This is a genomic window from Sphingomonas sp. CCH5-D11 (assembly GCF_001557395.1).
Lineage (GTDB): Bacteria > Pseudomonadota > Alphaproteobacteria > Sphingomonadales > Sphingomonadaceae > Sphingomonas.
This window is the reverse complement of the sequence record NZ_LSKH01000067.1, coordinates 1-11821: the sequence shown is the minus strand read 5'-3', so window position 1 is coordinate 11821 and position 11821 is coordinate 1. Positions and strand designations below refer to the sequence as shown.

General features: G+C 65.8%; 11 protein-coding genes. 5 read left to right on the top strand and 6 right to left on the bottom strand.

The features are described from left to right. Nucleotides 1-29: 29 nt before the first annotated feature. From AX702_RS04110 to AX702_RS04080, 6 genes are all read right to left on the bottom strand, one after another. Complete coding sequence (locus AX702_RS04110) at nucleotides 30-1661, bottom strand: nitrite/sulfite reductase (protein ID WP_066776503.1); 1632 nt, start codon at nucleotides 1659-1661, stop codon at nucleotides 30-32. 43 nt (nucleotides 1662-1704) lie between these two features. Further along, entirely contained in the window at nucleotides 1705-2001 is a 297-nt protein-coding gene (locus tag AX702_RS04105; protein WP_066776501.1) for a DUF2849 domain-containing protein, read from the bottom strand. Continuing rightward, nucleotides 1998-2789: a uroporphyrinogen-III C-methyltransferase gene (cobA, locus tag AX702_RS04100; RefSeq protein WP_066776508.1), complete on the bottom strand. Its 792-nt coding sequence runs from the start codon at nucleotides 2787-2789 to the stop codon at nucleotides 1998-2000. The genes AX702_RS04105 and cobA overlap by 4 nt, the downstream gene beginning before the upstream one ends. Before the next feature lie 237 nt (nucleotides 2790-3026). Further along, on the bottom strand, nucleotides 3027-3686 hold the full coding sequence (locus AX702_RS04090) for a hypothetical protein (protein ID WP_066776496.1): 660 nt from the start codon (nucleotides 3684-3686) through the stop codon (nucleotides 3027-3029). A 132-nt stretch (nucleotides 3687-3818) separates the two neighbouring features. After that, nucleotides 3819-5228, bottom strand: a complete 1410-nt coding sequence (gene astD / locus AX702_RS04085) for a succinylglutamate-semialdehyde dehydrogenase (protein ID WP_066776493.1) — start codon at nucleotides 5226-5228, stop codon at nucleotides 3819-3821. A gap of 59 nt (nucleotides 5229-5287) precedes the next feature. Beyond that, complete coding sequence (locus AX702_RS04080; RefSeq protein ID WP_066776506.1) at nucleotides 5288-6646, bottom strand: protein adenylyltransferase SelO family protein; 1359 nt, start codon at nucleotides 6644-6646, stop codon at nucleotides 5288-5290. Between the two features lie 37 nt (nucleotides 6647-6683). Here AX702_RS04080 and AX702_RS04075 point away from each other — a divergent pair, with 37 nt between their 5' ends. The 5 genes from AX702_RS04075 to AX702_RS04055 all read left to right on the top strand — a co-directional run. Next, nucleotides 6684-7559 (top strand): alpha/beta fold hydrolase, encoded by an 876-nt coding sequence (locus AX702_RS04075; protein WP_066776490.1) that lies wholly within the window; start codon nucleotides 6684-6686, stop codon nucleotides 7557-7559. Nucleotides 7560-7606: 47 nt separating this feature from the next. Next, nucleotides 7607-8380 (top strand): SDR family oxidoreductase, encoded by a 774-nt coding sequence (locus AX702_RS04070; protein WP_066776487.1) that lies wholly within the window; start codon nucleotides 7607-7609, stop codon nucleotides 8378-8380. Further along, complete coding sequence (locus AX702_RS04065; RefSeq protein WP_066776484.1) at nucleotides 8377-9495, top strand: glycosidase; 1119 nt, start codon at nucleotides 8377-8379, stop codon at nucleotides 9493-9495. The genes AX702_RS04070 and AX702_RS04065 overlap by 4 nt, the downstream gene beginning before the upstream one ends. A gap of 218 nt (nucleotides 9496-9713) precedes the next feature. Further along, a complete protein-coding gene (locus AX702_RS04060; RefSeq protein ID WP_066776481.1) occupies nucleotides 9714-10850 on the top strand; it encodes a glycosyltransferase family 4 protein in 1137 nt (378 codons plus the stop codon). 89 nt (nucleotides 10851-10939) lie between these two features. Further along, the coding region (locus AX702_RS04055; RefSeq protein WP_197420490.1) for an NAD(P)H-dependent flavin oxidoreductase at nucleotides 10940-11821 on the top strand (882 nt) is incomplete at its 3' end.

Genomic DNA, 11821 nt, shown 5'->3' with positions numbered 1-11821 from the left:
GCGTGTGGCTGGCGTGGGTGGGCGCGCGCTCACCCATAGATCGCCTCCTTGAACGTATCGAAGCCGACCCGGCGATAGGTGTCGAGAAACCGCTCGCCCGGCTCGCGCACGGCCACGTACCGGTCGGTCACGCGCTCGATCGCGTCCACCACGCCGTCCTCGTCAAATCCCGGGCCGGTGATCTTGGCGAGGCTGACGTCCTCCGCACCCGATCCGCCGAGCGAGAGCTGGTAATTTTCCTTGCCCTTCTTATCGACGCCCAGAATGCCGATGTGCCCGGCATGATGATGGCCGCACGCGTTGATGCAGCCCGAGATCTTGAGCTTCAGCTCGCCCAGGTCGCGCTGACGATCGAGGTCCTTGAAGCGTTCCGCGATCTTCTGCGCGAGCGGGATCGAGCGCGCATTGGCCAGGCTGCAATAATCGAGGCCGGGGCAGGCGATGATGTCGCTGATGAGGTCGAGGTTCGCCTCGGCCAGCCCCGCCTCGGTCAGCTTCTGCCAGATCGCATATAGATCGGCCTTGCGAACGTGCGGCAGCACGATGTTCTGCGCATGGGTCACGCGCAGCTCGTCAAACGAGTAACGCTCGCCCAGATCCGCCATCACGTCGATTTGGTCGGCCGAGGCATCGCCCGGGATGCCGCCAACCGGCTTCAGCGAGATGTTGACGATGGCATAGCCCGGCTGCTTGTGCGCCTTCACATTCTGGTCCAGCCAGATGGCGAAGTCGGGATCGCTGCGATCCACCTGGTCGCTCAGCCCGGTCTCGAACGGCGGGGGCGCGAAGAAGGCGCTGATCCGCTCCAGCTCGGCCACCGGCGGATCGATGCCCAGCGTCTTCACATGGGCGAATTCTTCCTCGACCTGGCGGCGATATTCATCCGGCCCCAGTTCGTGCAGCAGGATCTTGATCCGCGCCTTGTAGATATTGTCGCGCCGGCCATAGCGATTGTAGACGCGCAGGCACGCCTCCAGATAGCTCAGCAGCTCGTCCGCCGTCACGAAGTCGCGGATCTCGTGCGCGATCATCGGGGTGCGGCCCATGCCGCCGCCCACGAAGATCTTGGCGCCGAGCACGCCGTCCTTCTTCAGGAGCTCGATGCCGATATCGTGCAGCCGCATCGCCGCGCGATCCTCCGGCGCCGCGATGACGGCGATCTTGAACTTGCGCGGCAGATAGGTGAACTCGGGGTGGAACGTGCTCCACTGCCGCATCAGCTCGGCCCAGGGGCGCGGGTCTGTCACTTCATCGGCGGCCGCGCCGGCGAACTGGTCTGACGAGATGTTGCGGATGCAATTGCCGCTGGTCTGGATGGCGTGCATCTCCACCGTCGCCAGCTCGGCGAGGATGTCGGGCGCATCCTCCAGCTTGATCCAGTTGAACTGGAGGTTCTGGCGGGTGGTGAAATGGCCATAGCCGCGGTCGTACTTGCGCGCGACATGGCCCAGCATGCGCATCTGCCTGCTGCTCAGCGTGCCATAGGGCACCGCCACGCGCAGCATGTACGCATGAAGCTGCAGGTAGAGGCCGTTCATCAGCCGCAGCGGCTTGAACTGGTCCTCGGTCATCTGGCCGCACAGCCGCCGCTTCACCTGGTCGCGAAATTCCTCGACCCGGGCGTCAACCATCGACTGGTCATATTGGTCATACTGATACATCGTGTCTTCCTGGCTCTCGCCCTTCCGGGGGCGAGATCGAAATTCAAATCACCCAGCTTCCCGCGTCGGGATCAGCCGGCTTCAGCGTCAGATCCGGGCGAACCGTGGGGCCAAGCGCGCGGATGCGATCCTTGATGTGCGCCGGCCGTGGCCCCTCGGGCGTGGCGACCGCATCGATCACATAGGGCACGTTGACCCGGCGTGCGCCTTCCTCCGCCTTGGCGATCGCCTCGCCGCGATCGCCCACGTCGGCGGCATCCTCCACATGGCGGGACCAGCCTTCGCCCGTCCACCATGTGACATCGCCCGTCACCAGATCATTTCCCGTCAGCAATCTCATCCGTTCATGCTCTCCGCCGCCCGTGCCCAGGCCACCAATTTGTCCTCTGCGTCCGACAGTTCGACCACTTCGCCCACGACGATGATCGCCGGGCTCGCCACCTTCTCGCGCGTCACCATCGCGCCAAGGTCGGCCAGCAGCGTCTTCAGCGCGCGATGGCCGGGGCAGGTGCCCTTTTCCAGCACCGCCACTGGCATGTCCGGCGCCACGCCATCAGCCATCAGCTTGTCGGCAATCGCGTCCGCCGTGGCGACGCCCATGTAGATCACCAAGGTGCGGCCCTGGCCAGCAAGGCCGGACCAATCCTGCTCCGTCAGCCCCTTGCACTGGCCGGCGACGAAGCTGACCGCGCTGGAGTGATCACGGTGGGTCAGCGGCAGCATTGCCTCCGCCGCGCAGCCGAGCGCCGCGGAAACGCCGGGAATTACCTCGACGGGCAGGCCGGCGGCACGCACCGCTTCCACTTCCTCGCCGCCGCGCCCGAAAATGAACGGGTCGCCGCCCTTCAGCCGCACCACCACGCTGCCCGCGCGCACATGCGCCACGATCAATGCGTTGATCGCCTCCTGCGGCAGAGTATGGCGCGCGCGCCGCTTGGCGACCGAGATACGATGCGCCTGGGCCGACGCGATGTCGAGCACTCGCGGATCGATCAGGCCGTCATGGACGATCACGTCCGCGGCCTTCAATGCTTCCACAGCGCGAACGGTCAGCAGCCCGGGATCGCCCGGTCCGGCGCCAACAAGGATGACGCGGCCACGCGCGTCGGGATCGAGAAGGCTCGCCATGATCGGGAAGATGGCGTGCCAGCCCCCCGGCATCAACCGAGCGATGCTTGACGATGCCGTAGGATAGCTATGCCGATCGCGCATATCCCGTTCAGCGCAGGCGAGAACGAGGACAAGCCCAACCGATCACGCCCAAGCCGTTCGTCCCGGGCGAAGCCGAGGGGCAAGCCCGACCGCATCGCTCGCGGCGCATCCTCGACCTCGCTCGACACCATTGGGCAGGAGCGGCGATGATGCTCAGGCGCACCCTTCGACATAGCCGAGCACCGGCATGGTGCCGACATGGATCAGGCTGACCTTGCGATCCTGCCCGATCTCGAAGCGGAGCGCCGGTTCGCCGCGCCGCGCATTGGGGGCAGTCAGATATTTGGCGGGGGCGCCCTCATATTCGTGCGGCGCCTCGCGGAAACCGGCGAAGGCGCGCTTCACCTCGCGTTCGCTGGCGCCGACGCCGATGCCCTCGATCAGCCGCACGTCCGATCGCTCGCCAACGGTGATCCGGCGCACCTTGCCGCCGCTGACGATCGCGTAGACGCCGGGGTAGCTGGGCGAGCTGACCGTGCGGCAATCGCCATCGATCTGCGCGCCGCGCTCGGCCCAGCTTCCGCCTCGCGGCACGGCGGCGCCGATGCGCAGCGTGCCCAGCCCCTCAAGGGCAAGCGTCTTGCCCGGCGGCGGCGGCGATGAGAGCGATGTTCCGGTCGCGGGCTGTTCCGCGCTTGGCAATGGCGTCGGCGCCGCGGAGGGTGTTGGCGTCGCCAGGGGCGAAGGCCTCGGGTCTGCCTCCGGCACATCCTGCGTCGCGGCGGGCGGATCAGCCGCGTTCGGCGTGTCCGGCTCGGATGAGCAGGCGACCAGCGCAAGGCTCAGGGCAAGGGCGGGAACCAGCGTTCGCATGTTCGCACAACCGCGAGGGGGCAGCGGAAGTTTCCTGAAGGCGTCGATCCGCCCCCTCATCGTCGAGAGCTCCCTCATCGACGCTAGGACGTCAGATCATCTGAAGCTTGGCTCGGCCGCATCCCCCGCCGATCAGGCGTTGCGCAGGCCAATCCCGATCGAGGCGCGCGCGGCGTCCGCTTCGTTCGACACCACCGGATAGGCGCAATAATCCGCCGCATAATAAGCGCTGGGGCGATGATTGCCCGACCAGCCGATCCCGCCGAACGGCGCCGAGGAGGAGGCACCGTTGGTCGGGCGGTTCCAGTTGACGATGCCCGCGCGCGCACCGGCCCAGAACTGGTCATAGCGCGCTGGCGTCTGGCTGATCAGCGATGCGGACAGGCCGTATCGCGTGTTGTTCGCCTCCGCGATCGCCTCCTCGAAGGTGTCGGTGCGCACCACCTGGAGGATCGGCCCGAACAGCTCCATGTCCGGCCTCTCGCTCGCGCCCGTCATGTCGATCATGCCCGGCAGCAGGAATGGCCGGTCCGGCGTCACCCGTTCCAGATGGCGGATCGGCCGCCCGCCGCGCATCAGCAGTGCAAGAAAGCTTTCGGTCAGCTGGTCGGCGGCTTCATTGTCGATCACCGGCCCCATGAAAGGCGCGGGGTCGTCGTGCGGCGCGCCTACGATCAGGCGATCGAGCAGGCCGTTCAGTTGCTCCATCAGCGGCGCGTACAGCTTTTCGTCGACGATCAGCCGCCGCGCCGCCGTGCAGCGCTGGCCGGCCGTGGTGAACGCGGATTGGATGATGATGATCGCCGCAGCGTAGAGATCGGGCGTTTCCCACACCACGATCGGATTGTTGCCGCCCATCTCCAGCGCCAGGATCTTTTCCGGCTTCTCGGCGAAGGCGCGGTTCAGCGCGATCCCCGTTCGGGCGGATCCGGTGAAGAGCAGCCCGTCGATTCCGTCATGTGCCGCCAGCGTGCGACCCTCGTCCGGCCCACCGATCACCAGGCGGATGCAATCCTCCGGCACGCCGGCGGCGCGATAGCAGTCGACCAGGAAGACGCCAGTCGCCGGCGTCTTCTCCGATGGCTTGAACACCACCGCATTGCCCGCGATCAGCGCAGGGACGATATGCCCGTTCGGCAGATGCGCCGGGAAGTTATAGGGGCCAAGCACCGCCAGCACGCCGTGCGGCTTGTGGCGCAGCGCCATGCGCGATCCCATCGGCGCGTCCAGCCGCCGCTGCGCCGTCCGGTCGGCATAGGCGGACACCGAAATGTCCACCTTGCCGATGACGGTGTCGACCTCCGTTCGGGCCTCCCACAGCGGCTTGCCCGTTTCGCGCGCGATCACATTGGCGAAATCGTCCTGGCGCGATCGCACGACATTGGCGAACCGCCGCATCGTTTCGATGCGAAAGGTGAGGGGGCGCGCCGCCCAGGTGGCCCAGCCCGCGCGTGCCGCGGCGACTTCGGCATCCACGTCTCCGATCGCCCCGCGCCACAGTTCGGCGCCGGTTGCGGGCTCGAAGGAGATGATCTCGGTCACGTACTGCCCTCAATAAGCGTTGATCCGGCCTTACGGGAATTCAGCCGGGCGAAACAAGTTCAGCGAAGCGCCTCGCCCATCGCGCGAATTGCTCCAATCTTGGTGTGAAACGGCGACCAGTCGTCCTTGTCCCGGATCGCTGACCAGATCGCCTCGACCTCCTCGATCAGCAGCGAACAGGGCGTGCCGGCCCAATAACCGTGCGATCGGCCGCTGCGCACCGGCGCAGTGTCGAGCAGCGCGCGTGCCTCGTCCCATTCCGGGCCATAGCTTGGTGGCAGTGGCTGGGCGAACGCGTCGAAGAAGAACCGGTCGATGCTCATGCCGCTTTCGCGCAACGCGCGCTCCGTCGCTTGCACCAGCGCCCGGTCGGCGTCCGGCGATGTGGGGCTCCGGCCCAGCCGCCACAGCAGGGCCTGGGTGATCGCCGCCTGATAGGCGGGCGCGAACCCTTCCAGCGCCGCGATCAGCGGGTCCGCCTCCGCCAGCAGGCGCAGCGATGCGGCCAGCTGCATCACGCTCCAGTGGATCGCCTCGGGCTGGCGACCAAAGGCATATAGGCCATTGTGGTCGAAATAAGCGGCTGTGAACCCCGGCTCCCATGTGGGCGTGAACCGCCAAGGACCATAGTCGAAGCTTTCGCCGGTGATGTTGATATTGTCGGTGTTCAGCACGCCATGGACGAACCCCGCCGCCATATAGGAGGCGGCGAGGCGGGCGGTCTCGGCAATCACCAGCTCGAGCAGCGCGATTGGATCGTCGCTGTCCCGCTCGTACAGGTTCGCCAGCACATATCCGACCAGCCGGCGCATCGCCGCCGCATCCTGTTCATAGGCGAGCCGCTGGAACGTGCCGACGCGGATGTGGCTGTGGCTCAGCCGCACCAGCACGGCAGCGCGGGTGGGGGACGGCTCGTCCTCGCGCTGCAGCGCCTCGCCCGTTTCGATCAGCGACAGGCTGCGCGAGGTGCGCACGTTCAGCGCCTCCAGCATTTCCGTCGCCAGAACCTCGCGCACGCCTCCCTTCAGCGTCAGTCGCCCGTCACCGAAGCGGCTCCAGGGCGTCTGTCCAGACCCCTTGGTGCCCAGGTCCATCAGCCGCCCTTCGCGGTCGCGAAGCTGGGCAAAGGTAAAGCCGCGCCCGTCGCCGATATCGGGATTGTAGGCGCGGAACTGATGGCCGTGATAGCGCAGGGCCAATGGTTGGGGCAGGGAGCCGGGAAGCGGCCGAAAGCGGCCGAAATGTTCCGCCCAGGCTGCGTCGTCCATGCCGCCCAGGCCGATCCCCGCCGCCGCCCGGTCGTTGCGGAAACGGATGATCCGTTCCGGAAAGCTGGCCGCCTCGACCACGTCGTAGAAGGCGTCGCCCAGCGAAAGGATGGTCGTCTCGGGTCGGTACGCTTGCGGGTCGAAGGGCATGAGTGGATATGGGCGCAGGGTGAGCAAAGGTGCAAGCATGACCGCCTGGGAAGATCTTTACTGGTGGTCCAACGATGGTCTGCGCCTCCACGCGCGTGATTATTCCCGCGACGCCGGCGGTTTGCCGATCATCTGCCTGCCCGGTCTCACGCGCAACGCCAGAGACTATGACGTCTTCGCGCGCCGCCTTGCGGGCCGTCATCGGGTGCTCGCCGTGGACCTGCGCGGCCGCGGCGAAAGCGCCTATGCCCGGGATCCGATGAGCTATGTTCCGCTCACTTATGCGCAGGACTTGGCGGCTTTGCTGGCGGAACAGAAGATTGACCGCTTCATCGCCGTTGGCACCTCGCTCGGCGGCACCGTCATCATGCTGATGGCGGGCATGATGCCCGGTCGCATCGGCGGCGTCTTGTTCAACGATGTGGGGCCGGAAATCGATCCTGCCGGCCTGGCGCGCGTGCGCGGCTATGTCGGTCGCTCCAGCACCTGGCCCACGTGGATGCATGCCGCCCGCGCCATCCAGGAAACGCATGGGGAGATTTATCCCGATTGGGGCGTGGAGGAATGGCTGGCGATGGCGAAGCGCCTCTACCGGCTCAACAATGCCGGGCGGGTCGTGATCGATTACGACCTCAAGATCGCAGAGCCGTTTCGCGTTCCCGGAAGCGCGGCGGGCCCCGACATGTGGCGCGCGCTTGCGGCTTTGGGCAGCGCGCCGGTGCTGGTGGTGCGCGGCGGCCGATCCGACATGCTGCCCGCCGCCGTCGCCGAGCGGATGGTCGAGCTCTTGCCTCAGGCGGAGCTGATCACGCTGCCCGGCATCGGCCATGCCCCGACGCTCGGCGAGCCGGGCGTACAGGGCGCCATCGATCGATGGCTCGCCAGGGCCGCGGTGGAACCGGCAAGCACCTGAGGCGTCAAGAAGGCTCCCGCGCCGATGTCCGCGCCTAAGGAGCCTGCATGACCGATCGATCAGACGCGCATACCGCCGTCACGCCGCTTGCCGGCCGCCGCGTCCTGGTGACGGGCGGCACGACCGGCATCGGCCGTGCCATCGCCGTGTTGCTGGCCAGCGAGGGCGCCCGGGTCTTCATCTGCGGTCGGGACGAGCAGCATCTGCAAGACGCGCTCGTCCGCATCCGAGAGGTAGGGGAGGGCGACGGCATCTCGATCGATCTCGCGGAGGAAAGCAACGTCGATCGGCTGTTCGAAGCCGCCACCGCTTACCTCGGCGGCCTGGACGTGGCGGTGATCAACGCCGCGCGCGGCGCGGAAGGTCTGGCGGAGATGAGCGAAGCCGACCTTCGCTACACCATCGGCAGTAATTTCACCGCTTACTTGCTGTCCGCTCAGGCCGCGACCAAGGCGATGGGCGCCTATGGCGAAGACGCCAAGGGGAAGGGTGACATTGTCCTTGTCGGCTCGATGAGCGCCTATGTCCTGGGACCGGGCTCCACCGTCTACGCCGGGATCAAATACGGTATTCAGGGTTTTGCCATCGCTCTCCGGCGGGAGCTTGGCACCAAGGGCATTCGCGTGTCCCTCGTCGAGCCCGGCCTGACGGGCAGCGACATGGTGAAGGGCACCAGCGAGGAGCAGGCGGAGCGGATCGGCAAGGAAGAGATGCTCCGTGCCGAGGATATCGCCGTTGGCGTTCACTACCTGCTGACCCAGCCGCGTCGCACCGTGGTGCAGCAGGTCACGATCTCCCCCCGGATGCAGGATCAGGAATGACCTTCCCTCTCGACCATCTGGTCTTCACGCCGAACCATGTCGATCTGTCCCGTTCGCCGCTCGCCGGGCATATCGATGAGGAAACCTTTGTCCTCGGCGCCTTCAACCCGGGGATGACCCGCCTTCCCAATGGCAACCTCCTCCTGATGGTGCGGATCGCGGAGGCGCTGCGCACGCCCATTCGGGACGGACACGTGCGCGCGATCCGCTGGGACGATGGCGCCTACCGCCTTGATCCATGGCCGCTTCAGCTGGTCGATACGGCCGATCCCCGCAAATTCCTGATGCGCGGCGGCGGCTGGAAGGTGATGGCGCTTACCTCGCTGTCGTGGCTTCTGCCGGTGGAGCTCGATCCCGAAGGCCGCCGGATCGAGGCCGTCCACTATGACAAGGCCATCGCCCCGCGCGCCAGCTACCAGAATTACGGTGTGGAGGACGCCCGCATCAGCCGAGTGAACGATCGCTTCCTGATGACCAGCTGCTCGGTCAGTCCGGAGCGTCATTCCACCACGCTCTACACCAGTGCGGATGCGCTGGACTGGACGCTGGAGGGCGTTGTTCTCGATCATCAGAACAAGGACATGCTGATTTTCGAAGGGCTGATCGGCGGCAAATACTGGGCGCAGACCCGCCCGCTTGGCGACCTCTACTTTGCCTATCCGCCCGACAGTGAATGGCGGGCAGGACCTTCGATCAACCTCGCCTCTTCGCCCGATGCGCTTCATTGGAAACCCAGCGACCATCCCGGCATCCGCCCCCACGCCGCTACCGTGGCGACCGCGCGGATGGGCGGGGGGGCGCAGCCCGTGCTTACCGATGATGGCTGGCTGACCTTGTGGCACGGCGTCGAGCCATCCGGCGTGGTCGGTATCTACCGCACCTATTGGACGCTGCTCGATCGCGACGAACCCTGGCGTGCGATCGCCACCCAGCACCAGCCGCTGCTTGAGCCCAATCCGGCGCTCACCGAGCCGCTCAAGGATCAGATGTACCTCGACAATGTGGTCTTCACGACCGGGATCGTCGATGCCGGCGATCACTGGATCGTGGCCAGCGGCGAGGCGGATCTCGCCTGCCGGATCACCCATATCCCCAAGGACGCGATCCGGCCTTGAGGATTGGGGCACCCGCGCGTGCAGCGCCACCCCATCCTACGCCACCCCTGTCCTACGCTACCCCATCTGTGTCATGGGCATCCCATGATCGAGCCGCTCGCCAGCCTCCGAATTTCGCCCCCTGCAAACAATCTTTATACGCGCCATCTTCGTGAACTTTCGCCCGGCCCCCTTGTGGTGCCAGCGCCGCAACATGTGCCAGCCGAAGCGTTGATCTGATGCCTCAGCCCCTCAACATCCTTCACCTTCATTCCACCTTCGATCTGGGGGGAAAGGAGGCGCGCGCCACGCGGCTGATGAACGCCTTTGGCGACCGCGCACGCCACACGATCGTGTCGGGCATGGAGGGGCGCTACGGCGCGCGCGAGCGGATCGACAAGGGCGTGAAGTACGAGATCGCGCAGAACCCGCCACCGCTGCAGGGCCGTCCGTCGGTGGCGCGCTACGATGCTCTGGCACGCTACATGCGCCGCTTTGATCTCGTACTGACGTATAATTGGGGCGCCATCGATGGCGTGATGGCGCGCCGTGTATTTGGCCGCGGCGTCCCGCCGGTGGTGCATCACGAAGACGGCTTCAACGAGGATGAGGCCGGCGGTTTGAAGCGTGAGCGCAACCTCTACCGTCGCCTGGCGCTCAGCGCGGCGCATGGCCTTGCCGTGCCCTCCACCTCGCTGGAGCGCATCGCGCTGGAGACGTGGAAGCAGCCGCGCGCGAAAGTTCACCGCATCATCAACGGCATCGCGACGGGTCTGTACGCCGGCAAGCCCGATCCCAAGGGCATTCCCGGCTTCGTGCGCAAACCCAAGGAAACCGTGATTGGCACGGTGGCCGGATTGCGGGCGGTCAAGGATCTGCCGGCGCTGGTGCGTGCCGCGGGCGGGCTGTCCTCACGCTTTCGCCTAGTGATCGTCGGAGAAGGGCCGGAACGCGCTGCAATCGAGCAGGCGGCGCTGGCGATGGGGATCGAGGACCAATTGGTGTTGCCCGGCTTCCTTGACCGGCCCTATCGCTTTCTCGGCCATTTCGACATGCTCGCTTTGTCCTCCCGGTCAGAGCAGTTCCCTATCTCGGTTGTGGAGGGAATGGCTGCGGGCCTACCGATCGTCGCACCTCCCGTCGGAGATATTCCGGCGATGGTCTCGGCTGAAAATGCGCCCTTCATCACAGAATATCACGGCGAGGTTCGCCTGCGGGACGCGATGCAGGCCTTGATCGCCAATCCTGAGCTTCGCCGCAGTGTCGGCGAGGCAAATCGGCGCAAGGCACAGGCTGAATATGACGAGCGTCGAATGATCAAGCGCTACGCAGCGCTGTATGAAGAGGCCATGGGACGGCCGGGCGCGCTTTCTTGATCCACGTAATTTTCTCGCGCCACGCAACCTTTCTCGCTAGGGCGCCTTATCCGTCTCATTGGAGGTAAAGCAAAGTCGTGGCATCTGCCGTGTTCAAGGGGCTGCAGCCCATCGTCTACAACGGCCGCGAAGTCTGGCCGCTGGTGGAGGGCGGAAAAGGGGTTGCCGCAACGAACCACGCATCGGCTGGCGCGTGGGCTGCTGCTGGCGGTATTGGTACGGTCAGCGCGGTAAATGCCGATAGCTATGATGCGGAAGGCAAGATTGTGCCGCAGGTGTATCATGCGCTGACCCGGCGGGAGCGGCATGAGGAGCTTATCGCCTACGCCATCGAAGGGGCGGTTCAGCAGGTTCAGCGTGCCTGGGAAATTGCTGGCGGAAAAGGCGCCATCAACATCAACGTGCTCTGGGAAATGGGCGGTGCGCAGCGCGTGCTTCAGGGCGTGCTTGAACGCACCCGCGGGCTGGTCGCCGGTGTTACTTGCGGCGCTGGCATGCCCTACAAGCTCAGCGAGATCGCTGCCTCGTACAATGTGAATTATCTGCCCATCGTTTCCTCCGGCCGCGCTTTCCGCGCGCTTTGGAAGCGGGCCTATTCCAAGGTCGCCGATCTGCTTGGCGCCGTCGTGTATGAGGATCCGTGGCTGGCCGGCGGCCATAATGGCCTGTCGAACGCCGAAGATCCGCTGAAGCCGGAAGATCCGTATCCGCGTGTGAAGGCGCTGCGCGAAACCATGCGTGAAGGGGGTATCCCCGATACCACGCCGATCATCATGGCCGGCGGCGTATGGTATCTGCGCGACTGGAATCACTGGATCGACAATCCCGAACTCGGCGCGATCGCCTTTCAATACGGGACCCGTCCGCTTCTCACCCAGGAAAGCCCCATTCCGCAGGCGTGGAAAGACCGGCTGATGACGATCGAGGAAGGCGACGTCCTTCTTCATCGCTTCTCCCCGACCGGTTTCTAT